This is a genomic window from Gordonia sp. NPDC003376 (genome assembly GCF_053589235.1).
This window is the reverse complement of the sequence record NZ_JBSFRM010000003.1, coordinates 24,900-47,601: the sequence shown is the minus strand read 5'-3', so window position 1 is coordinate 47,601 and position 22,702 is coordinate 24,900. Positions and strand designations below refer to the sequence as shown.

19 protein-coding genes are annotated in these 22,702 nt (G+C 67.2%); 13 read left to right on the top strand and 6 right to left on the bottom strand.

Going from position 1 to position 22,702, the window contains the following annotated elements; all coding sequences use genetic code 11:
- Positions 1–88 precede the first annotated feature (88 nt).
- The 7 genes from polA to ACWDUA_RS04215 all read left to right on the top strand — a co-directional run bounded on the left by polA (position 89) and on the right by ACWDUA_RS04215 (position 8,154).
- Positions 89–2,761 (top strand): DNA polymerase I, encoded by a 2,673-nt coding sequence (polA, locus tag ACWDUA_RS04245; RefSeq protein WP_449750031.1) that lies wholly within the window; start codon positions 89–91, stop codon positions 2,759–2,761.
- A gap of 76 nt (positions 2,762–2,837) precedes the next feature.
- Positions 2,838–3,335 carry an SPOR domain-containing protein gene (locus ACWDUA_RS04240; protein WP_449749761.1) on the top strand — a complete coding sequence of 166 codons (498 nt, stop codon included), beginning with the start codon at positions 2,838–2,840 and terminating at the stop codon, positions 3,333–3,335.
- Positions 3,332–4,414 (top strand): isocitrate/isopropylmalate dehydrogenase family protein, encoded by a 1,083-nt coding sequence (locus ACWDUA_RS04235; RefSeq protein WP_449749760.1) that lies wholly within the window; start codon positions 3,332–3,334, stop codon positions 4,412–4,414. The genes ACWDUA_RS04240 and ACWDUA_RS04235 overlap by 4 nt, the downstream gene beginning before the upstream one ends.
- A gap of 127 nt (positions 4,415–4,541) precedes the next feature.
- A complete protein-coding gene (locus ACWDUA_RS04230) occupies positions 4,542–5,474 on the top strand; it encodes an ABC transporter substrate-binding protein (protein WP_449749759.1) in 933 nt (310 codons plus the stop codon).
- A 1-nt stretch (position 5,475) separates the two neighbouring features.
- Positions 5,476–6,447 carry an amino acid ABC transporter permease gene (locus ACWDUA_RS04225; RefSeq protein WP_449749758.1) on the top strand — a complete coding sequence of 324 codons (972 nt, stop codon included), beginning with the start codon at positions 5,476–5,478 and terminating at the stop codon, positions 6,445–6,447.
- Entirely contained in the window at positions 6,434–7,219 is a 786-nt protein-coding gene (locus ACWDUA_RS04220) for an amino acid ABC transporter ATP-binding protein (RefSeq protein ID WP_449749757.1), read from the top strand. The genes ACWDUA_RS04225 and ACWDUA_RS04220 overlap by 14 nt, the downstream gene beginning before the upstream one ends.
- A 17-nt stretch (positions 7,220–7,236) precedes the next feature.
- Positions 7,237–8,154, top strand: coding sequence for a transporter substrate-binding domain-containing protein (locus ACWDUA_RS04215; protein WP_449749756.1), 918 nt, complete (start codon positions 7,237–7,239; stop codon positions 8,152–8,154).
- On the opposite strand, the gene ACWDUA_RS04210 is transcribed toward ACWDUA_RS04215, so the two are convergent.
- Both ACWDUA_RS04210 and ACWDUA_RS04205 read right to left on the bottom strand, forming a co-directional pair.
- On the bottom strand, positions 8,155–8,988 hold the full coding sequence (locus ACWDUA_RS04210) for a class I SAM-dependent methyltransferase (RefSeq protein WP_449749755.1): 834 nt from the start codon (positions 8,986–8,988) through the stop codon (positions 8,155–8,157). It lies immediately after the preceding gene.
- 54 nt (positions 8,989–9,042) lie between these two features.
- On the bottom strand, positions 9,043–9,585 hold the full coding sequence (locus ACWDUA_RS04205; RefSeq protein ID WP_449749754.1) for a 2'-5' RNA ligase family protein: 543 nt from the start codon (positions 9,583–9,585) through the stop codon (positions 9,043–9,045).
- Between the two features lie 277 nt (positions 9,586–9,862).
- Here ACWDUA_RS04205 and rpsA point away from each other — a divergent pair, with 277 nt between their 5' ends.
- The 6 genes from rpsA to ACWDUA_RS04175 all read left to right on the top strand — a co-directional run bounded on the left by rpsA (position 9,863) and on the right by ACWDUA_RS04175 (position 17,408).
- Positions 9,863–11,314, top strand: coding sequence for a 30S ribosomal protein S1 (gene rpsA / locus ACWDUA_RS04200; protein ID WP_449749753.1), 1,452 nt, complete (start codon positions 9,863–9,865; stop codon positions 11,312–11,314).
- A gap of 136 nt (positions 11,315–11,450) precedes the next feature.
- On the top strand, positions 11,451–12,689 hold the full coding sequence (aztD, locus tag ACWDUA_RS04195; RefSeq protein ID WP_449749752.1) for a zinc metallochaperone AztD: 1,239 nt from the start codon (positions 11,451–11,453) through the stop codon (positions 12,687–12,689).
- 80 nt (positions 12,690–12,769) lie between these two features.
- Entirely contained in the window at positions 12,770–13,966 is a 1,197-nt protein-coding gene (coaE, locus tag ACWDUA_RS04190; RefSeq protein WP_449749751.1) for a dephospho-CoA kinase, read from the top strand.
- Positions 13,967–13,992: 26 nt separating this feature from the next.
- Entirely contained in the window at positions 13,993–14,538 is a 546-nt protein-coding gene (locus tag ACWDUA_RS04185; RefSeq protein ID WP_449749750.1) for a DUF402 domain-containing protein, read from the top strand.
- A gap of 108 nt (positions 14,539–14,646) precedes the next feature.
- Positions 14,647–16,806 (top strand): excinuclease ABC subunit UvrB, encoded by a 2,160-nt coding sequence (gene uvrB, locus ACWDUA_RS04180; protein ID WP_449749749.1) that lies wholly within the window; start codon positions 14,647–14,649, stop codon positions 16,804–16,806.
- Between the two features lie 158 nt (positions 16,807–16,964).
- On the top strand, positions 16,965–17,408 hold the full coding sequence (locus ACWDUA_RS04175) for a universal stress protein (RefSeq protein ID WP_449749748.1): 444 nt from the start codon (positions 16,965–16,967) through the stop codon (positions 17,406–17,408).
- Between the two features lie 617 nt (positions 17,409–18,025).
- Here the strand turns inward: ACWDUA_RS04175 and ACWDUA_RS04170 are convergent.
- From ACWDUA_RS04170 to ACWDUA_RS04155, 4 genes are all read right to left on the bottom strand, one after another.
- Complete coding sequence (locus ACWDUA_RS04170; protein WP_449749747.1) at positions 18,026–20,335, bottom strand: HelD family protein; 2,310 nt, start codon at positions 20,333–20,335, stop codon at positions 18,026–18,028.
- Entirely contained in the window at positions 20,332–20,925 is a 594-nt protein-coding gene (locus ACWDUA_RS04165; RefSeq protein ID WP_449749746.1) for a hypothetical protein, read from the bottom strand. The genes ACWDUA_RS04170 and ACWDUA_RS04165 overlap by 4 nt, the downstream gene beginning before the upstream one ends.
- A gap of 92 nt (positions 20,926–21,017) precedes the next feature.
- Positions 21,018–21,863 carry a DoxX family membrane protein gene (locus ACWDUA_RS04160; protein WP_449749745.1) on the bottom strand — a complete coding sequence of 282 codons (846 nt, stop codon included), beginning with the start codon at positions 21,861–21,863 and terminating at the stop codon, positions 21,018–21,020.
- 92 nt (positions 21,864–21,955) lie between these two features.
- Positions 21,956–22,642: an MBL fold metallo-hydrolase gene (locus ACWDUA_RS04155; protein WP_449749744.1), complete on the bottom strand. Its 687-nt coding sequence runs from the start codon at positions 22,640–22,642 to the stop codon at positions 21,956–21,958.
- Positions 22,643–22,702: the final 60 nt, after the last annotated feature.

Below are 22,702 nucleotides of genomic sequence, written 5' to 3'. Positions count from 1 at the left end.
GGCTGCCGGGCTGTCGGAGGCGGTCACTAGACTCGTCCGCGTGAGTCCTGCGAAGAGTGTGGCCCCGTCCACCGACCAACCGGTTCTGATGCTGCTCGATGGCCATTCCCTGGCCTACCGTGCGTTCTTCGCGCTGCCTGCCGACAACTTCAAGACCAATACCGGTCAGGCCACCAATGCGGTGTACGGCTTCACGTCGATGCTGATCAACCTGCTACGCGACGAGTCGCCGACGCATATCGCGGCCGCTTTCGACGTGTCCCGTCAGACCTTCCGGTCGGAGATGTTCCCCGACTACAAGGCACAGCGGTCGGCATCCCCCGATGAGTTCCGCGGCCAGGTGGACCTCACCAAAGAGGTGCTCGACGCTCTTGGCATCAACGTGATGGCAGTGGAGGGTTTCGAGGCCGACGACATCATCGCCACGCTCGCCACGCAGGCCGACGCGCAGGGATACAAGGTGCTCGTCGTCACCGGCGACCGCGACTCGCTGCAGCTGGTCAACGATTCGATCACCGTGCTCTACCCCAAGAAGGGGGTGTCCGAACTGACTCGCTTCACCCCGGACGAGGTGGAGAAGAAGTACGGACTCACCCCGACCCAGTATCCCGACTACGCGGCCCTGCGCGGCGATCCGAGCGACAACCTGCCCGGCATCCCCGGCGTGGGCGAGAAGACCGCGTCCAAGTGGATCCGCCAGTACGGATCGCTGGCCTCCCTGGTCGACCACGTCGACGAGGTGAAGGGCAAGGTGGGTGACGCACTGCGGGCCAATCTGGCGTCGGTGCAGACCAATCGTCAACTCACCGAACTGATCCGGGACATGCCGCTGCCGGCCGGTCCGGACGAGCTGGCTCTGGTCGGCTGGGACCGAGACCGCATCCACCAGCTCTTCGACGACCTCGAGTTCAAGGTGCTGCGCGAGCGGTTGTTCACCACATTGAGTTCGGTGGAACCGGAGGCGGAGGCCGGATTCGACCTCGATGGTGCGGTTCTCGCCGCCGGTGAGGTGGCGGGCTGGCTCACCGAGCACGGACGCACCGGTCGGGCCGGACTCACCGTGACCGCACCGCACACGGTGATGGGCGCCGACGTCACCGGCATCGCGATCGCCGCCGCCGACGGTGTCTCCGGCTACGTCGACGTCACCACCCTCGACCCGACAGACGAGCAGGCACTCGGGGCGTGGCTCACCGACGCCGACGCCCCCAAGGCGCTGCACGAGAGCAAGTGGGCGTTCCATGCCCTGCGTTCGCGCGGATGGCGACTGGCCGGGGTCACCAGCGACACCGCCCTCGCGGCCTATCTGGTGCGTCCGGGTCAGCGCACGTTCAACCTCGACGACCTCGCGCTGCGGTACCTGCGCCGCGAACTCGTCGCCGACGGTGGGGCCGGTGACGGTCAGCTGTCGTTGCTCGACGACGACGGCGGCCTGGCACAGCTGGCCGAGCAGCATATGCTCGAGGCCCGTGCGGTGCAGGAACTCGCCGACACCCTCGACACCGAACTCGAACGCATCGACTCGCGGTCGCTGCTGACCGATCTCGAACTGCCGCTGCTGTTCGTCCTGGCCGATCTCGAGGCCGCCGGGATCGCCGTCGACGTCGAGCATTTCGACGAGCTGGAAAAGGAGTTCGCCGAGCGGATCCGCAACGCCGCCGACGCCGCCTACGAGGTGATCGGCGAGCAGATCAACCTCGGTTCACCCAAGCAGCTGCAGACGGTGCTCTTCGACAAGCTCGAGATGCCGAAGACCAAGAAGACCAAGACCGGGTACACCACCGACGCCGACGCCCTGCAGACGCTCTACGAGAAGACCGAGCATCCGTTCCTCGCGCACCTGCTCGAGCATCGGGACGCCACCCGGCTCAAGGTGACCGTCGACGGTCTGCTCAAATCGGTGGCCGACGACGGCCGTATCCACACCACCTTCAACCAGACCGTGGCCGCCACGGGGCGTCTCTCGTCGACCGAGCCGAACCTGCAGAACATCCCGGTGCGCACCGACGCCGGGCGCCAGATCCGACGCGGCTTCGTGGTCGGCAGTGTGAACGGCACCGACTTCGACTGCCTGATGACCGCCGACTACAGCCAGATCGAGATGCGGATCATGGCGCATCTGTCGGAGGACGAGGGTCTGATCGAGGCGTTCAACACCGGTGAGGACCTGCACAACTTCGTCGGGTCCCGGGCGTTCGGTGTGCCGATCGACGAGGTGACCACCGAGATGCGTCACCGCGTCAAGGCGATGTCCTATGGACTTGCCTACGGCCTCAGTGCTTTCGGGCTCGCCGCACAGCTGCGGATCAGCCGTGAGGAGGCCAAGGATCAGATGGAGGCGTACTTCGCCCGGTTCGGTGGCGTGCGCGACTACCTGCACAACGTCGTCGCCGAGGCTCGCCGGAACGAGTACACCGCCACCCTGTACGGTCGCCGGCGTTACCTCCCCGACCTCAACAGCGACAACTGGCAGCGACGGCAGGCCGCCGAGCGGATGGCACTCAACGCACCCATCCAAGGCACGGCCGCCGACATCATCAAGGTCGCGATGATCAACGTGCACAAGCGGTTGGCCGCCGAGCAGCTGACCTCGCGGATGCTGCTGCAGGTGCACGACGAACTCGTGATCGAGGTGGCCGCGGGTGAGCGTGAGCAGGTCGAGACGCTGGTGCGTGAGGAGATGGGCTCGGCGATCGAACTGTCGGTGCCGCTGGAGGTCTCGGTGGGATTCGGCCGGTCGTGGGACGACGCCGCACACTGAGCGTGCGGATCCGGCTGACCTCGGAGCGCTCGGCCGACTCCGGACCGGCCGACCGCCCGATCCTGGGGAGTGGCACGTGACGCGGCGTCCGCAATGGGTTCTACCGGTGATCATCGGCAGTGTGATCGGTCTGATCGTGATCGTCGCGGTGATCTTCGGCGTCCGCTGGTCGCGCAGTACATGGGGTGATTCGATGGCCACCGCCACCACGTCGCCGACCACGATCACCTCGGTGATGACCCAGACGACAACGGTGTCGCGGACACCGACCACCGAGCTCCAGACCCCCGAGCCCCAGACCCCCGAGCGGGAGCCCACCGACCGCACCACGCGCGCCGCGCCGGTCCCGCCGGTGGCATCGGCGCAGTGGTACGCCCAGTTCGGGGCCTTCGACGACTACGACAACGCGGTGGCGGTGCGCGACGAGCACTACGGGTCGCTGATCATGCCGGGGGAGATGCTCGGTTCGGTGGCCGGCTACGTGGTGGCGCGGCCCGCAGCCTCGCGTGCGGTGGCACAGCAGGTGTGTGACCGGTTCTCGAGTGGACAGTGCGTGGTGAAGGAGCGTTCGTGACGGTGACCCGACGGATCGGTGTACTCGACGGAGACGGGATCGGGCCCGAGATCGTGCCGTGCGCGACGGCGGTGGCCGCCGCGGCGGCCACCGCCGAGGGGATCGAGTTCGAGTGGGTTCCTTTGCCTTTGGGCCGATCTGCGATCGACGATTTCGGTACCCCGGTACCAGAGCACACCCTCGCCGCACTCGATGGTCTCGACTGCTGGATCCTGGGACCGCACGACTCCGCCGGATACCCTGCACGTTTCGCCGAACAGCTCACCCCGGGTGCGGTCATCCGCAAACGCTACGGCCTCTACGCCAACATCCGGCCCTGCCGGGCGTGGCCGGGTGTGCCGGCGACCGCGCCGGGCATCGATGTGGTTGTGGCACGAGAGAATTCCGAGGGACTCTATGCCGATCGCAACATGGCGGTCGGCTCCGGCGAGTTCATGCCCACGCCCGACATCGCGCTCGCGGTGGGTGTCGTCACCCGGGCCGCGAGTGAACGCATCGCGCATCAGGCATGTCGGCTGGCCGAGAGCCGGTCGGGCCGGATGACCATCGTGCACAAGGCGAATGTGCTGCGCATGACGACGGGCCTGTTCCGTGACGCCTGTCGCGCGGTGGCCGCAGGGTATCCCGGCGTCACCGTCGACGATCAGCATGTCGATGCGATGGCCGCGCTGCTGGTCCGCCGGCCGGCCGACTTCGACGTGCTCGTCACCGAGAATCTCTTCGGCGACATCCTGTCCGATCTCGCCGGTGAACTGGCCGGGTCCATCGGGCTCGCGGGATCGATCAACTCCTCGGACACCAAGGTGATGGCCCAGGCCGCTCACGGTGCCGCCCCCGACATCGCGGGCACCCAGCGGGCCAACCCGGTCGCGATCATCGCGTCCACCGCAATGGCGCTGCGCTGGTGGGGAACCCGCGTGACCGACGCCGCACTAGTCGGGTGCGCCGACCGTATCGAGCGCGCCCTGGGGGCCGCACTGGCCGACGGTATCACCACACCAGACCTGGGTGGTTCAGCCACCACCACGGAGGTCGGAGACGCGGTGACACAACGTGTGGCAGGACACGGTGGGGGGTAAAACTCTCGTAACCGGCCGGTGTAGTCGCGCCAAAGGAAGTAGGTTCACTACTCGTGGCGGCAATACTGCCGTCACCGGATTTGGTAGACCTGCCTCGGATGCACCGGGGCGCGAAGGGAATTCTGAGATGCGTGATCATCGATCGGTACGACCTCGAGGGTTGCGACTGCCCGGGGTCCTGACACTGCTGTTGGCAGTGATCGCACTGGTGGTGGCCGGTTGCTCGAACGACGAGAACGACTCTGCCGCCCTGGGCGCCGATATCAGCCCCACCACCGTCGACGTCGCCAAGGTCGAGGCGATCGCGAACCTGTTGCCCGCCGACATCAAGCAGTCCGGCAAGCTGATCGTCGGGGTCAACGTCCCCTATTCGCCGAACGAGTTCAAGAACGCCGACGGCCAGATCGTCGGGTTCGACGTCGACCTCATGAACGCCATCGGCAAGGTCCTCGGTATCACCCCTGATTTCCGCGAAGCCCAGTTCGACAAGATCATCCCCTCGGTGGTCGCCGGCACGTACAACGTCGGTATGTCGTCGTTCACCGACACCAAAGAACGTGAACAGCAGGTCGATTTCGTCACCTACTTCAACGCGGGCGTGCAGTGGGCGCAGCGGACCGGTGAGAGCATCGATCCGAACAACGCGTGCGGCAAGAAGGTTGCCGTCCAGTCGCACACCGTGGAGGCCGACGAGGAGGTGCCGGCCAAGTCGAAGGCGTGCACCGACGCCGGCAAGGCCGCGATCGACATCCAGAAGTTCGACAGCCAGGACGCCGCCACCAACGCGCTGATCCTGGGCAAGGTCGACGCCATGTCGGCCGACTCCCCGGTCACCGCCTACGCGATCGGTCGCTCCGGCGGCAAGATCGAGGCCGCCGGTCAGGTCTTCGACTCCGCGCCCTACGGCTACGCCGTGCAGAAGGGTTCCTCGCTCGCTCAGGCGTTGCAGCAGGCCGTTCAGTACCTGATCGACAACGGTCAGTACGAGGCGATCGCCAAGCACTGGAATGTCCAGGACGGCACGATCCAGAAGTCCGTGATCAACGGCGCCACCAGCTGACGTGAGCACTCCCGATACCGGCGGGGTGGCCGTGGACGCCGACGACGAGTCGGCACCCGCGGCCATCAGGGCCGTTCCGCTCCGTCATCCCGGTCAGTGGATCGCGGCTGCGATCGTCCTGGTCCTGGTGGCGCTGTTCGTCTACGGTGCAGCCACCAACTCTGCGTACGGGTGGAGTACGTACGGCAAGTACCTGTTCGACTCGCGGATCCTCGAGGGTGTCGGCAACACCCTCGCCCTGACCGTGTTGTCGATGCTCATCGCAGTGGCCCTGGGTATCCTGTTGGCGATCATGCGGTTGTCGCCGAACGTGGTGCTGCGGTCGGTGTCGTGGATGTACCTGTGGATCTTCCGCGGTACCCCCGTGTACGTACAGCTGGTCTTCTGGGGTCTCTTCCCGTCGATCTACAAGTCGATCGATCTGGGCATTCCGTTCGTCCACCAGTTCGCGCACCTCAACATGCAAGACCTGTACTCGGCGTTCATCTTCGCGATGGTGGGCCTCGCCCTCAACGAGGCGGCCTACATGGCCGAGATCGTGCGTGCCGGTGTGAGCTCGGTGGGCGAGGGCCAGACCGAGGCGTCGGTGGCGCTGGGTATGTCGTGGTCGCAGACGATGCGACGCACCGTGCTCCCGCAGGCGATGCGGGTGATCATCCCGCCCACGGGCAACGAGGTGATCAGCATGCTCAAGACCACCAGCCTCGTGGTGGCCGTCCCGTTCACCGGCGAGGTCTTCGGCGTGCAGGCCGACATCTCCGGTGTGATCTTCCAGCCGATCCCGCTGCTGTTGGTGGCATCCACCTGGTATCTGGTGGTCACCAGCATCCTGATGGTCGGGCAGTTCTATCTGGAGCGGTATTACGCCCGTGGGGCGTCACGCCAGTTGACCGGGCGTCAGCTCAAGGCGATGGCCGCAGCGCAGGCCGCCCAGAACAAGGTCGTCGACGAGGAGAGCGATGAGCGTCGCTGAACAGTCCGCCGACCAGCCGATGGTGCTGGCCGATCGGGTCTGCAAGAACTTCGGCACCCTGCAGGTGCTCAAGGGGATCTCACTGGAGGTGCACCGGGGTGAGGTGCTGTGCCTGATCGGTCCGTCCGGGTCCGGCAAGTCGACCTTCCTGCGATGTGTGAACCATCTCGAGGTCGTCAACGCCGGCCGGCTCTACGTCGACGGTGATCTCATCGGCTACCGGGAGCGTGGCGGCAAGCTGCACGAGATGAGTCCTCGTGAGGCCGCACGGCAGCGCCGCGACATCGGGATGGTGTTCCAGCATTTCAACCTGTTCCCGCACCGCACTGCGCTGGACAACGTGATCGAGGCGCCGACCCAGGTCAAGAAGCAGTCGAAGGACAAGGCCGTCGCCCGGGCGAAGGAACTGCTCGACCGTGTCGGGCTGGCCGACAAGGCCGACACCTACCCCGCGCAACTGTCCGGCGGTCAGCAACAACGCGTCGCCATCGCCCGGGCGCTGGCGATGGACCCCAAGCTGATGTTGTTCGACGAGCCGACCTCGGCGCTGGACCCGGAGTTGGTGGGCGAGGTGCTCGGGGTGATGCGTGAACTCGCCGCCTCGGGAATGACCATGCTCGTGGTGACCCACGAGATGGGCTTCGCCCGCGAGGTCGCCGACCAGCTGGTCTTCATGGACAGCGGTGTGGTCATGGAGCAGGGCGACCCTCGCGAGATGCTGGCCAACCCGCAACACGAGCGGACCAAGAGCTTCCTGTCGAAGCTGTTGTAGGGGACAGCCGGGAACCGATGAAGTGGAGTCGACGGGGACTGCCCCGTGTGGGTGTCGGCCGCGTCCTGGTGACCGTGGGCGCCCTGATCGTGCTGGCCGGATGCGCCGATTCCGCAGCACCGACAGCGACGGACGGATCGTCGTCGGCGGGGCCGGCCACGGTGACGGAGGTGGCCTCGATCGCCGCGGGTGTTCCCACCGAGATCGCCGGGCGCGGCACGCTGATCGTCGGGGCCGACGTCCCGTACGAGCCGTACGCGTTTGTCGAGAACGGTGAGATCACCGGCTTCGACGTCGACCTGATCGGTGACGTCGCGCGGGTCCTCGGGCTGACGGTCGAGTTCCGTGAGACACCGTTCGCGGGGTTGTTCACCGCGGTCGCCGACGGCCGCTACGACACGGCGATCCCGGCGCTCACCGACACCGCCGCACGCGAGAGGACCGTCGACTTCGTGACGTACTACTCGGCGGGAAACCAATGGGCACGTATGCCCGGCACCGACATCGAACCCGGCGACGCCTGCGGGCGCACCGTGGCCGTCAAGAAGGACACCTACCAGGACACCGTCGAGGTGGCCGCGCGCAGCAAGGCCTGCGTCGCCGCCGGGAGGGAGCCGATCAGAAAGGTGCGCCTCGACACCCAGGACCAGGTGGTCGACGCGGTGCTCACCGGGAAGGCCGCGGCCATGTCGGCCGATGCCCCGGTGACCGCCACGTCGGTCGCCGCCTCCGGCGGACGGCTGCAGACCATCGCCGGGGTGTTCGCCTCGGCGCCATACGGATTCCCGGTGGCCAAGGGGTCGACGCTGGTCGTCGCGATCCAGCAGGCCGTGCAGCACCTGATCGACACGGGGCGCTATGGCGAGATCGCGCAGAAGTGGGACCTGGCCGCGGGCGTGGTGCCCGGTGCGATCATCAACGGCGCGATCAACTGATCACGGCTTGCGGCTGCAGAAGATCGCCGTCCCGGGGAAGTAGTAGCCGCGCAACGGACTCCACTGGCCCCACTCGCGATCGAGATCGTCCGGCCACTCGGGTTCGACGATGTCGTCGAGGACCAGCCCGGCCGCACGGATCTCCCGGACGCGGTCACCGATGGTCCTGTGGTGTTCGACGTAGGTGATCATCCCGTCGTCGTCGGCCTCGGAGTACGGGGTGCGGTTGAAGTAGGGGATGGCCACGGTGAGTCCGGCCGGCCCCGGGTCGTCGGGGAACATCCAGCGCATCGGATGGTTGATCGAGAACACCCACCGGCCACCGGGCTTCAGCACTCGTGCGGCCTCGGCCATCACGCGCGCGGAGTCGGCGACGAAGGGCACCGCCCCGAACGACGAGAACACGAGGTCGAACGACTCGTCGGCGAACGGCAGATCCTCGGCGGACGCCTGGATCAGCGGGATGCGGCGGTGATCGAGCCCGTCCATCGCCTCGAGCCCGTGCGCGAGCATCCCATGCGAGAGGTCGAGGGCCGCGACATGTGCTCCCTGGGTGGCCAGCCACCGCGAACACGGCGCCGAGCCGCAGCCGATCTCGAGGATGATCTTGCCGGCCACGTCACCGAGCAGTTGTGCATCTTCCTCGCGCAGCCGTTCCGGACACCACACGAAGTCACCGCCGGCGATGTCGGAACCGAGGAAGTCGCCATGCTCTCGGTGGTACTCCTGCGATTCACCGTCCCACCAGGACCGATTGGCCCGGACGCTGGTGGTCGAGTCGACGGCGTCGAGGACGCGGGGCGCTCGGGGGGCGGGGGAGTCGTCGGAGGGCACGCGACGAGTCTAGGCCCGGTTCGCGGACCGTCCGGGCCTGTGCCCGTGGTCCGATCAGAAGGCGCCGATGACGTGTTCGGCGTGCGTGTCGCCGTCCCAGCGGCGCAGGGCCTGCACCGACCCCTCGATCGGATCGGTGCCGAGGACCTCGAGGGCGGCCGGGATCTCGTCGGTCCGGACCCGGCGGGCCAGTGTGACGTGGGGCGTCCAGGCCCCGGGTCGGGAGTGGGCGAACAGCGTCGGCACGCCGGTGTCGTCGAGGGCGTGCTGGGCACCCATCCGCACGATGGTCGCGTGCACCGACAGCAACTCCGACGACGGCACGACGAGGCGTGCGAGCACCCGGTGGGAGCCGTGGCCGAAGATGATCACGGCACCCAGGGTGACCGGGAAAGGCAAGTGCATCGCGACCGCCGCGAGCTCCCCGTCGACCTGCGGCGAGATACCGGTGGCGGCCATCGCCGTGACGTGGGGCCGGTTTGTGGCCGAGCGGATTCGCTCCGCGCTGGGTAGACCAGCGGCACTCAACGCCGCCCACTGAGAGCGAATCTGCTGGTCAGAGGGATCGTCGAGGAGGAATTCCACCGAATGCGCCAACGTTACAGCTCCTGTCGCGGTCACCGCGCCGGCTGGCACCGACGGCGGACGTAGTGGTATTTGCCCAGCACAATGCCACTGGAGTACGCTGATCGTCGCGCGTATGCACTGTTCGCGCGCGGTTCGCCATTGCCTCACCCGAGTGTCATCGAGAGATCGATGAAGCGCGGCACGCTGGTCGAACGCCCACGTCAGTGGGCGGTCCCCGGCGGTTCGAGGGGCCGTGCCGACACCACGAACTGTACCTACTACACACCTGTCCGGAGCAACTCACCACATGCCGTCCTCCACCATCACCTCGCCGCAAGTAGCCGTCAACGACATCGGCTCGGCTGAGGACTTTCTCGCCGCCATCGACTCCACGATCAAGTACTTCAACGATGGCGACATCGTCGAGGGCACCATCGTCAAGGTCGATCGTGACGAGGTTCTGCTCGACATCGGTTACAAGACCGAAGGCGTGATCCCTTCGCGTGAACTCTCGATCAAGCACGACGTCGACCCGAACGAGGTCGTCAACGTCGGCGACGAGGTCGAGGCCCTGGTCCTCACCAAGGAGGACAAGGAAGGCCGGCTGATCCTGTCCAAGAAGCGTGCTCAGTACGAGCGCGCCTGGGGCACGATCGAGGAGCTCAAGGAGAAGGACGAGGCCGTCAAGGGCACCGTCATCGAGGTCGTCAAGGGCGGCCTGATCCTCGACATCGGTCTGCGCGGCTTCCTCCCGGCCTCGCTGGTGGAGATGCGCCGTGTCCGCGATCTGCAGCCGTACATCGGCAAGGAGATCGAGGCCAAGATCATCGAGCTCGACAAGAACCGCAACAACGTCGTGCTCTCGCGTCGCGCCTGGCTGGAGCAGACCCAGTCCGAGGTCCGCAGCGAGTTCCTGCACCAGCTGCAGAAGGGCCAGGTCCGCAAGGGCGTCGTGTCCTCGATCGTCAACTTCGGTGCGTTCGTCGATCTCGGCGGCGTCGACGGTCTGGTCCACGTCTCCGAGCTGTCCTGGAAGCACATCGATCACCCGTCCGAGGTCGTCACCGTGGGTGACGAGGTCACCGTCGAGGTCCTCGACGTCGACCTGGACCGCGAGCGCGTGTCGCTGTCGCTGAAGGCCACCCAGGAAGACCCGTGGCGTCAGTTCGCCCGCACCCACGCGATCGGTCAGATCGTGCCGGGCAAGGTCACCAAGCTGGTGCCGTTCGGTGCATTCGTCCGTGTCGACGAGGGCATCGAGGGTCTGGTCCACATCTCCGAGCTGGCCGAGCGCCACGTCGAGGTCCCGGACCAGGTGGTCTCCGTCGGCGACGACGCGATGGTCAAGGTCATCGACATCGACCTGGAGCGTCGCCGGATCTCGCTGAGCCTCAAGCAGGCCAACGAGGACTACACCGAGGAGTTCGACCCGTCGAAGTACGGCATGGCCGACAGCTACGACGAGCAGGGCAACTACATCTTCCCCGAGGGCTTCGATTCCGAGACCAACGAATGGCTCGAGGGCTTCGAGAAGCAGCAGAAGGAGTGGGAGGCCCGCTACGCCGAGGCGGAGCGTCGTCACAAGATGCACACCGCTCAGATCGAGAAGTTCGCCGCAGCCGCGGCCGAGGCCGAGAAGGCCCCGACGGACTACTCGTCGGCATCGGAGAGCCGCAGCTCCTCGTCGACCGGTGGCGGCTCGCTCGCCAGCGACGAGCAGCTCGCCGCCCTGCGCGAGAAGCTGTCGGGCAACGCCTGATCCGAGGCTGATCGCCTGAACTGAGTTCCCACCTGTGGCCCCTTCCCGGAATCCGGGAAGGGGCCACAGTGGTCTGGGAATGTATGCACAGATAGCTCTTTGACAATAATTTTCAACAACGGCTTGACTGTCGGGCGTGCAGAAACACCGGACAAAACTGACACATTCATTCGCCCTGGCTCTGGTGGGCGCCTTCGCCCTCGCCGCATGCGGGTCCGACGGTTCGGACCCGGCCGCGTCGAGCTCATCGGCTGCCAGTGGCCCTGAGGCCGAACAGCAAAGCGCCACACCGCGTCTGGCGCTGAGCTACGACGGCGGCGTGCTCGTCTACGACGCCGAGACCCTCGAGCAGGTCGCCGACATCCCCGTCGAGGGCTTCGTGCGCCTGAACTCCGCCGACAACGGCCGTGACGTCTTCGTCAGCGAGGCAGACGGATTCCATGTTCTCGACATGGGTACCTGGACCCGCAAACACGGCGACCACGGTCACCACTACACCACCGAACCTCAGATGACCGAGATGCGTTTCGGCGGAACGAAACCCGGCCACGTCGTCTCGTTCGACGACCGGCTGACCCTGTTCAGCGACGGCACCGGCGAGGTCACCGTCGTCGAACCCGTGGAACTGGCCCAGGGGAACGCGAAGTCCACCTCGTACACTGTTCCCGAGGCGCACCATGGCGTGGCGGTCGCCCGTGGGGACGGCTCGCTGGTGGTGACCATCGGCAACGAGGAGAGCCGATCGGGGATCGTGATCCTGGACAAGGACCGTCACGAGATCACCCGCTTCGACCAGTGCCCCGGCATCCACGGGGAGGCCGCAGCCGCCGACGGTGTACTGACCTTCGGATGCGAGGACGGCATCCTCATCGTGCGCGGCGACGAGATCCGCAAGGTCGACGCCCCGGATCCGTATGGTCGGATCGGCAATCAGGCCGGCAGTGAGGGATCGGCGATCGTGCTGGGCGACTACAAGACCGACGCCGACGCCGAGACCGAACACCCGAATCGATTCACCCTCACCGACACTCGCACCGCGCAGCTGAAGATCGTGCCGTTCGACGCCAGCTACAGCTTCCGTGGGATCAAGCGTGGCCCCGGCGGAGAGGCGCTGATCCTCGGTACCGACGGAGCGCTGCACGTCTTCGATCCCGAGACCGGGACGCAGACCCGCACCATCCCGCTGATCGGTGCCTGGACCGAGCCGGCCGAATGGCAGGAGGCGATGCCCAACCTGTTCGTGCTCGGTGACGAGGCGTTTGTGACCGAACCCGACACCCGCACCCTGGTGCGGGTGGACCTCGGCAGTGGTGAGGTGTCGCAGAAGGCGACCCTGCCGAAGGAGACCATCGAACTGACCGGCGTCACCGGCTGATCAGGATCCCGGCCGCGGATCGACAGTGTGGCAGACGGGTGGTGTCGCCACCGTCACACCCGTTTGCCACACTGGGAGCCGTGATCAGAGTGGGCCTGACCGGCGGCATCGGTGCCGGGAAATCGACCGTCGCCAAGACTTTCATCGATCGCGGCGGCTACCACGTCGACGCCGACAAGATCGCCCGGGAGGTGGTGGAACCGGGGACGCCGGGACTGACTGCACTCGTCGAGGCCTTCGGTGACGAGATCCTCGCCGACGACGGCACACTGAACCGCCCGGCCCTGGCGGCCAAGGCATTCGTCGACGACGCCAGCCGCCAGAAGCTGAACGCCATCACCCATCCGCTGATCGGGGCGCGCACCCAGGAACTCCTCGACTCCGCGCCCGAGGACGCGATCATCATCCAGGACATCCCTCTGCTGGTGGAGAACCACACCGCCCCGTTCTTCCACCTCGTCGTGATCGTGCACGTCGATGCCGAGGAACGCGTCCGCCGGCTCACCGAGTTCCGCGGCATGCCCGAGGCCGATGCCCGCGCGCGGATCGCGGCCCAGGCCACCGACGAGCAGCGTCGGGCCGTCGCCGATGTCTGGCTCGACAACTCCGGCACCCCTGAGCAGCTCGCCACCGCGGCCGCGACGGTATGGGAGAAGCGGCTGGTGCCGTTCGAGGCCAACATCCGCTCCCGCACGCCGGTCCGCGGGCCGCTGACCCTCGCCGAGCCCGACCCGGCCTGGGCGGCGGCCGGCATCCGGCTGGTGAACCGGCTCTGGGCGCTGGTGGGCGACAAGGCGTCGGCGATCGATCACATCGGGTCCACCGCGGTCCCCGGGCTGATCGCCACACCGACCATCGACATCCAGGTGAGCGTCGCCGACCTGTCGGTGGCCGATGCGCTCGCCGACACCCTTGCCGACGGCGGGTTCCCGCGCATCCCCGGTGTCGAGGGCGACAATCCCAAGGCCGATCCCGCGACCGGCTCGGTCGACGTCGGACTGTGGGGCAAGCGGCTGCACGCCTCCGCCGACCCGGGCCGGCCGGTCAACGTCCACCTACGGGCGGCCGGATCGCCGGGTGGCCGGTTCGCCGTCGACTTCCGCGACTGGTTGCGGAGTGACGCCGACGCCCGCGACGAGTACGCCGCCCTCAAACGGCAGGCCCTCGACACCGCCGCCGACGACCCCGATCGTTACGTCGCGGCCAAGGAACCATGGTTCGACCAGGCCTATCGTCGGATCGCGCTATGGAAGGCCGGTCACGACGACAACGGCTAGGGTCGAGTTGCGGATAGGGTCGAACGATGTCCGACGACACCCACATCCACCCGCCCAAACGCGAGGTGTTCGATGTGCCGGCGATGACCAACACCGACAACAAGGGATTCGTGCGGCCGGTGGAACGGTATGCCGCCACCGACTTCGGTCTGTACATGTCCCGCACTGCCGACCACCCGCGGTTCCATCACCTCGAGACGTGGCTCCTGCCGTCACTCGGATTGCGGGCCAACATCTTCCACTTCGTCGGTGGGCACCGATCCGGGCAGCGGTTGTACCTCGACGTCGGCCGGTTCACCGGACCCGACGCCGACGGCCGGTGGCATGCCGAGGACTGGTACCTCGACCTCGTCGACGTACCGGGCAGCCCGCTGGAGCTGATCGACGTCGACGAGCTCTTCGAGGCCCACACCGCCGGGTTCCTCGACACCGCCGCATGCACCGAGGCCGTCGCGATCGCCACCCGAACCCTCGTCGGCGCCGCCGAGCACGGGCATGACGTGCAGGCCTGGCTCGAGGCCGCGGTCGGTGGAACGGTGTCCTGGCACGACCCCGCACCCGTGCAGCGCTGACGCGCACGTTCCGCACCCGTCCAGCGCTGATGTGCGCGGGTGCGCCCGCGTCGGGGCGGATCCCCGCGCGGGAACACTCGTGTCGGTCCCCGCGTTTACCCTCGAATCATGGCCTTTGCAGCAGAGCGACCGGTGATCGCGCATTCCGAGTACCGCCCGATCGGCGAGATCGAGCGCACCGAGGGCCACTTCGAGGTGGTCAGTGAGTACGAACCGTCGGGTGACCAGCCCACGGCCATCGCCGATCTGGAACGTCGGATCCACGCCGGCGAGAAGGACATCGTCCTGCTCGGTGCGACCGGAACGGGCAAGTCGGCGACGACGGCCTGGCTGATCGAGAAGGTGCAGCGGCCCACGCTGGTGATGGCGCCCAACAAGACACTCGCCGCGCAGCTGGCGAACGAACTCCGCGAGATGCTGCCCAACAACGCCGTCGAGTACTTCGTCTCGTACTACGACTACTACCAACCCGAGGCGTACATCGCCCAGACCGACACCTACATCGAGAAGGACTCGTCGATCAACGACGACGTCGAACGTCTAAGGCATTCGGCCACATCGAGTCTGTTGTCGCGGCGGGACGTCGTCGTGGTGGCGTCGGTCTCCTGTATCTACGGCCTGGGCACCCCGCAGTCCTACCTCGACCGGTCGGTGGAGGTCGCCATCGGTGAGGAGATCGACCGCGACGCCCTCCTGCGGCTGCTCGTCGATGTCCAATACGCCCGCAACGACACGGCGTTCACCCGTGGCACCTTTCGCGTGCGTGGCGACACCGTCGAGATCATCCCGTCGTACGAGGAACTCGCCGTGCGTATCGAGTTCTTCGGCGACGAGGTCGAGGCGCTGTACTACCTGCACCCGCTGACCGGAGATGTGGTGCGGCAGGTCGATTCGCTCCGGATCTTCCCGGCCACCCACTACGTGGCCGGGCCGGATCGGATGGAGAAGGCGATGAAGTCCATCGAGGACGAGCTCGAGGAGCGTCTCGCCGACCTCGACCGCAAGGGCAAGCTGCTCGAGGCCCAGCGGTTGCGGATGCGCACCACCTATGACCTGGAGATGATGCGGCAGGTCGGGTTCTGTTCCGGAATCGAGAACTACTCGCGACACATCGACGGGCGTGCTGCCGGCACCGCCCCGGCCACCCTGATCGACTACTTCCCGGAAGACTTCCTGCTGGTCATCGACGAGTCGCATGTCACCGTGCCGCAGATCGGCGGCATGTACGAGGGCGACATGTCGCGCAAGCGCAACCTCGTCGAATACGGCTTCCGGTTGCCGTCGGCGGTCGACAACCGGCCGCTGACCTGGGACGAGTTCGTCGACCGGATCGGGCAGACGATCTATCTGTCGGCGACGCCGGGCTCCTACGAGCTCGGCCAGTCCAACGGCGAGTTCGTCGAACAGGTCATCCGGCCGACCGGCCTGCTCGACCCCGAGATCGTTGTCAAACCCACCAAGGGGCAGATCGACGACCTCGTGCACGAGATCCGTGAACGCACCGAACGCGACGAGCGCGTCCTGGTCACCACGCTCACCAAGAAGATGGCCGAAGACCTCACCGACTACCTCCTCGAGCTCGGCATCCGGGTGCGGTACCTGCACTCCGAGGTCGACACCCTGCGCCGCGTCGAACTGCTCCGACAGCTTCGATCCGGTGACTACGACGTCCTCGTCGGCATCAACCTGCTGCGCGAGGGTCTCGACCTGCCCGAGGTGTCCCTCGTCGCGATCCTCGATGCCGACAAGGAGGGCTTCCTGCGCTCCACCACCTCACTGATCCAGACGATCGGCCGCGCCGCCCGCAACGTGTCGGGGCAGGTGCACATGTATGCCGACACCGTCACCGACTCGATGCGCAATGCGATCGACGAGACCGATCGGCGCCGCGCCAAGCAGATCGCCTACAACAAAGAACACGGCATCGATCCCCAGCCGCTGCGCAAGAAGATCGCCGACATCCTCGACCAGGTCTATCGCGAGGCCGAGGACACATCTGCCGACGTCGTCGGATCGGGCCGCAGCGCCAGCCGGGGTCGCCGCGCCCAGGGCGAGGTGCAGGGCAAGGCGGTCAGCGCCGGGGTGATCGAGAACCGCGATGTGTCGGCGATGCCTCGCGCCGAACTGGCCGACCTGGTCGCCAAGCTCACCGAACAGATGATGTCGGCGGCCCGCGACCTCCAGTTCGAGCTCGCCGGCCGGCTCCGCGACGAGATCGCCGACCTGAAGAAGGAACTCCGCGGCATGGACGCCGCCGGGATCAAGTGACCTGAACTGGGACGATCGTCCAGGAGATCGCCGATCCCGGCGATCGGGGGACAAATCGCGCCTGGCACACTAACCTGCGGATTCACGGCACCCTGGAGTGTGGGGGATGGTTGTGTGCCCGCCGCCTGGCGGGCCCGGATCAACTATGGAGGTCAGGAATGAGCGCATACACCACGATCGTCGTCGGAACCGACGGCTCGGAGTCGTCGATGAAGGCGGTGGATCGTGCCGGCGCGTTGGCAGGGGAGTCGACCACACTTGTCATCGCATGCGCATATTTCCCCAATGATCGGGCGCCCGGTGAGGTCGCCGACGTCCTCAAGGACGAGGCCTACCAGGTGACCGGGTCGTCGCCGACCGAGGAGATCCTGCGCACCGCCAAGGAGCGGGCGCTCGCCGCCGGAGCGAAACTCGTCGTCCAGCGGGCCGTCAAGGGCGCACCCGTCGACGCGCTCCTGCAATTGGTCGCCGACACCCAGGCAGACCTCCTCGTCATCGGTAACCGAGGCCTGAACTCCATCGCAGGCCGCCTCCTCGGATCAGTGCCCGCCGACGCCGCCCGCAAGTCCACCTCGGACGTGCTGATCGTCCACACGACGTAAGGCGTGTCGAAACCTCCGAGGTGGTTGGTGACATGGTCGGGTCGCCGGGTCTCGACTCGGGTCCTCGCGATGCTCGGTCCCGGCTCGACCATCAAAGATCGCTGGTTGAGCCGTCGAGGAGCGGAGCGACGAGGCGTGTGTGTTTGGTGGTTGAGCCGTCGAGGAGCGGAGCGACGAGGCGTGTCGAAACCTCTGTCGGCCGGGCTCGGGTGGTGACCACCTCCGAGGTGGTTGGTGACATGGTCGGGTCACTGGGTCTCGACTCGGGTCCTCGCGATGCTCGGTCCCGGCTCGACCATCAAAGATCGCTGGTTGAGCCGATGAGGAGCGGAGCGAACGGGGCGTGTCGAAACCTCCGAGGTGGTTGGTGACAGTGTCGGGTCGCCGGGTCTCGACTCGGGTCCTCGCGATGCTCGGTCCCGGCTCGACCATCAAAGATCGCTGGTTGAGCCGTCGAGGAGCGGAGCGACGAGGCGTGTCGAAACCTCTGTCGGCCGGGCTCGGGTGGTGACCACCTCCGAGGTGGTTGCGGACAGTGTCGGGTCGCCGGGTCTCGACTCGGGTCCTCGCCCCGGGGGCCTCGGTCCCGGCCCGACCGTCCACGGTCGTTGCGTGCGTCAGTCGCCGACGGGCATGTCGGCGAGCTCGTCTGGCAGGACGGAGGCGTGAACGACGACCAGTCGCTGGGTGCTGCGGGTCAGTGCCACGTACAGGTCGCTGTGTCCGCGAGGGGACTGCTCGATCAGCGCCGACGGCTCGACGACCACCGTGGTGTCGAACTCGAGGCCCTTACAGGTGGTCACGGTGTGTACCCGCGGCCGGGTATCGTCGTCGACGTCGAGTTCGGCCACTGCCGCCGACGTCTCACGCAGCAGCCCGTCAGGGACGACGATCCCGGTCAGGCCGGTGAGCTCCGGAGTGGTCGCGTGTCGAACGGCCGCCGCGACCATGTCCTCGGCCGCCGCATGCACAGCAACCGGTTCGATCCCGTTGGACCGCAGCGACGTCGGCGCCGACATCGACGGGCTCACCGTCTTGAGCACCCGCGCCGCGTAGGTCATGATCTCGCTGGGCGTGCGGTAGTTGACCGTCAGCTCCCGAAGTTGCCAGCGCTTGGCGACGTAGGGTTCGAGGACCTGGCCCCACGACGTGGTGCCCGCCAGATCACCGGTCTGGGCGGTGTCGCCGATGATCGTCATCCAGTGGTTCGGGATGCGGCGCATCACCATTCGCCACGCCATCGCCGACAACTCCTGCGCCTCGTCGACGATCACGTGCCCGAACGTCCAGGTGCGATCACCGTAGGCGCGCTCGGCGGTGGTGGCGCGCGTCGTCTGTGTCTGCCGCGACGCGAGCTGCTCGGCGTCGATCAGGTCGTAGGCCATCAGGATCTCCGGGTCGAGCTCGTCTTCGAGATCCTGTGGTGCCGAACCGGTCAGGATGTCCAACGCGTCCTGGGCGTCGGCGAGTTGACGACGCCACTGCTCTCGTTCGGCCGCCTCGGCCTCGGCGGTCCCGAAACCGATCACTTCGGCGAGTTCGTCGAGTAGCGGCACGTCGGCCGGGCTCAGATCGTGGTCGTCGTCGGAACCGTCCCGATGCAGGGTGGCACGATCCGCGTCCGACCATCCAGGTGTGCACTTGGGCAGCGCGGCCTTGTCGGCGAACAGATCCCGCAACAGATCCTGCGGGGTCAACGTCGGCCAGAACTCCAGCAGGGCGTCCCTGATGTCGGCGTCGCGACTCATGTCGGAGCGGATGTCGGCGATGTCGGCGGCACTGAGCAACTGGGAGCCGTCGAGTAGGCTCGACCCGATGGCCTTCGCGTGACGGGCGGCCAACCCGTCGAGCGCGGACCGCAGGAACACCGTCTGCGCCTGGTTGTGTGCCTTGCGAGAAGACCGGGCCTTGCCGCGGGCCACCTTCACCAGCTCGCTGTCGATCTCCACCGTGTAGCCCTCGAACGGCACCGGAACGGGCTTTCGGGGCAGCGACTGCTGGGCCCTGACCGCGCGTTTGAGCACGTCGACCATCGCCAGCCGGCCCTTCACCTCGCGGGTCTCGCGTGCCTCCTCGGCTTTCGCGTCCACTCCGGGGAACATCTCGCCGATGGTGGCGAGCAGCACGCCGGACTCGCCGAGCGACGGCAGCACCTGCCCGATGTAGTCGAGGAAGTCGCTGTTCGGTCCGATGATCAGAATGCCGCTGCGCGAGAGGATCTCACGATGGGTGTAGAGCAGGTATGCGGCGCGGTGCAGTGCCACCGCGGTCTTGCCGGTACCGGGCCCACCCTGGATCACCGTCACCCCACGATGTGGGGAGCGGATGATCAGGTCCTGCTCACGCTGGATGGTCTCGACGATGTCGGTCATCTCGCCGGTCCGCGCGGTGTTCATCGCGGCGACCAGCGCCGACTCGTTGACCACGTCGCCATGACCGAGATCGTCGAGGGACGCCCCGTCTCCGGTCAACAGCTCGTCGTTGACCGCCCGCACCTGCCGGTTGCGCGTGCGGACGTGGCGGCGGCGCACCACGTCCTCGGGTGCAGCCGGTGTCGCGAGATAGAACGCCCGGGACAGCGGCGCCCGCCAGTCCAGGAGGAGTGTGGTGTCGGCGGCATCGTCGTTCAGGATGCCGATCCGGCCGATCCGGCGGGTCTCGCCATCTTCGAGATCGAGGCGGCCGAAGTACAGATTGTGTTCTGCGGCATCGAATTTCGCGAGGTCCTCGACGTACATCCGCTCATACGACTCGCGCTCGGACTGCGCCTGCGGGGTTCCGGCGGACTCCCGTAGGGTCGCCGACAGCCGGCGGCGCGTGGTGGCGCGCATCCGGTCCAGACGTGCATAGACGGCGGCGAGATGGTCCTGTTCCTCGGTGACGCGGGGGTCGGCGGTGTCGACCGGGTGAGGGTCGGGCGTGCTCATCGGCGGTACTCCACGGTGAATCCGGCGTCGGATACGAAACCGGCGTCCTGGACGAGGCCGCCGCCGTGCATCTCGGTGGCCAGCGTCGATGCGGCGACCGGGTCGGACAACCGTGCGCACGCGGCAGCGGCGCCACCGGGGAGTCCGGTGACGATGCGGTGGCCGAGCCAGTCGAGCACCCGCTGCTGTGAGCCGAAGTCGAGTCGTGTGGTCGGAGAGTCGCCGAGGACCCCGTGCCGCGACGCGTAGACGCAGTACGGGTGGTTCACGGGCATGCGGTGCCCGGACAGATGAAGAGGATGGCTGGTGTGGCTCACGGTCATTCGATGATAGTTCGGTTCGGTGGCGTCGAGAGCGTCGAGGTGGCGGGGTTCGAGCCAGGCCGCGACGGTCGCGACCACTGCTCCCGGTGCCCTGAACGGGGCGGCCGGGATGTAGCCGCGTCGTGCGACATGACCGGAATATCCTACGGCAAGACCGTGCAGCCGCGCCGTGACCAGACGCTCGCCCAGGTCGGACACGTCGAGTCCGGCGTCGCCGAACTTGCGGCGTAGCACGGTGATCGACGCATTGGAGCCGACGGCAACCACCAATGTCGACCCCGGTGGGGGCGTGACCGGTCCGTGTGCGGCTGCTCCGGCCGGTGCCTCCCACCAGGGGTAACGCTCAGGCGGGGGCAGGGTCAGGATGACACCTTGCGCCAGCGTCGGCGACCTGCCTCGGCCAGTTCCGGCCCGCGTTCACCGATCAGCTCGGCGACTTCGGCGGACCGCTCGCGCGCGGCCTCGGCGATCTCGGCGGACCGCTCGCGCGCGGCCTCGGCGATCTCGGCGGACCGCTCGCGCGCGGCGACGGCGATCTCCGGCGCACGGTCGCGAACCTTCTCGGCGAGTTCCGCGGAACGTTCACGGGCGACCTCGGCGAGTTCCGGTGCACGGTCCCGCAGGATTCCAGCCGCGTCCTCTGAACGCTCGGCAAGTGCCGCCGCACCCTCCTGTGTGCGTTCGACGAAGCTGTCCCAGGCCGTCGGCGCGGTCTTGGCGGCCACCGGCAATGCCGCTGTCAGCGCCGCCTGTGCGGCCTCCGCCCGGCGGCGTCCTCGCCATGCGAGCGACGGCTTGCCCTCGGTGTCGGCGGCCGCGATCAAGAGACCGCCGGTGAGGCTCACGTTCTTGATGAAGTTCGCCTTCTGCGCGGCACGTTTGGCCGGGTCGGTCTCCTGCCAGAACGGATGTCCGGCGAAGGTCGTCACCACCAGCGAGCCGGCCAGGCCGGTCGCGGCCAGACGCGGGTAACGGCCGGTGGCGAGCATCAGGCCGCCCAGGACCTGGACGGCTCCGTTGACCCGGACGAGGGTGGCGGGATCGCTCGGCAGGACCCCCGACACGGTCGGCGGCAGGGCGTTGAGCGAACTCTCGATGAAGTCACCTGCCATGTCGGCGCGGCCGGTCGGCTGACGGACCGCGTCGAATCCGGAGATGATGAAGATCGAGGAGAGCATCGGACGGGCGATACGGCGAAGAATCATCGGTGACACTGCCCTTCGTTGATCGGCTGGCAATCGGCGCCCAATCGAGGCTACTCGCCGTGGCCGGAGGAGGTCTGGACGTCGATTTCGGCTCACCACCCGCGGGTGCGCCACTCCGGCAGCGACGGCCGCTCCGCACCCAACGTGGTGTCGACACCGTGACCCGGATAGACGACCGTGGAATCGGCGTAGCGGTCGAAGATCTTTGTCGACACGTCGTCGATCAGGGAGTCGAAGTCACCCGGCTGCCACGTCTTGCCGACGCCGCCGGGGAACAGCGAGTCACCGGTGAACAGGTGTACGACACCGTCGGCGGGATCGGTCAGGGCCAGCGCGATCGAGCCGGGGGTGTGCCCGGCGAGGTGGATCGCGTCAAGGGTCAGATCGCCCACGGTCACGGTGTCCCCGTCGTCGACCAGGGTTGCCGGGGCCACCGGGAGTGGCTCGGCATCGAATCGGCCGGCGGCGGTGGGGACCCCGAGTGCGGCGGTGACCTGCTCGAGCGCCTGCCAGTGGTCGGGATGCTGATGGGTGGTGAAGACGAGCTTCGGGGTACCGCCGAGCTGCTCGAGCACCGCGAGGATCGAGTCCGCGTCGTTGGCGGCGTCGACGATCAGCTGATCGCCGGTGGCGCGCGAGGTGACCACGTAGACGTTGTTGTCCATCGGGCCGACGGACAGCTTGACGATGGTGGCATCGGAGAGGGTGCGGCGCTGGGGTCCGGAGTCCGACAGATTGCCGGTGTAGTCGTCGGAGATGGTCAGGTCGGCTGAGGTCATGGTCACCGAGCCTAGTCGTCAGCGACGTCACAGCCGAGGCATCCGCGCAGTCCAGACGCG

Excerpts from the sequence above, each read along its gene's own strand:
- polA (WP_449750031.1), top strand. The coding sequence starts at position 89 with ATGCTGCTCGATGGCCATTCCCTGGCCTACCGTGCGTTCTTCGCGCTG.
- ACWDUA_RS04230 (WP_449749759.1), top strand. The coding sequence starts at position 4,542 with ATGCGTGATCATCGATCGGTACGACCTCGAGGGTTGCGACTGCCCGGG.
- ACWDUA_RS04220 (WP_449749757.1), top strand. The coding sequence starts at position 6,434 with ATGAGCGTCGCTGAACAGTCCGCCGACCAGCCGATGGTGCTGGCCGAT.
- ACWDUA_RS04215 (WP_449749756.1), top strand. The coding sequence starts at position 7,237 with ATGAAGTGGAGTCGACGGGGACTGCCCCGTGTGGGTGTCGGCCGCGTC.
- rpsA (WP_449749753.1), top strand. The coding sequence starts at position 9,863 with ATGCCGTCCTCCACCATCACCTCGCCGCAAGTAGCCGTCAACGACATC.
- ACWDUA_RS04185 (WP_449749750.1), top strand. The coding sequence starts at position 13,993 with ATGTCCGACGACACCCACATCCACCCGCCCAAACGCGAGGTGTTCGAT.
- uvrB (WP_449749749.1), top strand. The coding sequence starts at position 14,647 with ATGGCCTTTGCAGCAGAGCGACCGGTGATCGCGCATTCCGAGTACCGC.
- ACWDUA_RS04175 (WP_449749748.1), top strand. The coding sequence starts at position 16,965 with ATGAGCGCATACACCACGATCGTCGTCGGAACCGACGGCTCGGAGTCG.
- ACWDUA_RS04170 (WP_449749747.1), bottom strand. The coding sequence starts at position 20,335 with ATGAGCACGCCCGACCCTCACCCGGTCGACACCGCCGACCCCCGCGTC.
- ACWDUA_RS04160 (WP_449749745.1), bottom strand. The coding sequence starts at position 21,863 with ATGATTCTTCGCCGTATCGCCCGTCCGATGCTCTCCTCGATCTTCATC.
- ACWDUA_RS04155 (WP_449749744.1), bottom strand. The coding sequence starts at position 22,642 with ATGACCTCAGCCGACCTGACCATCTCCGACGACTACACCGGCAATCTG.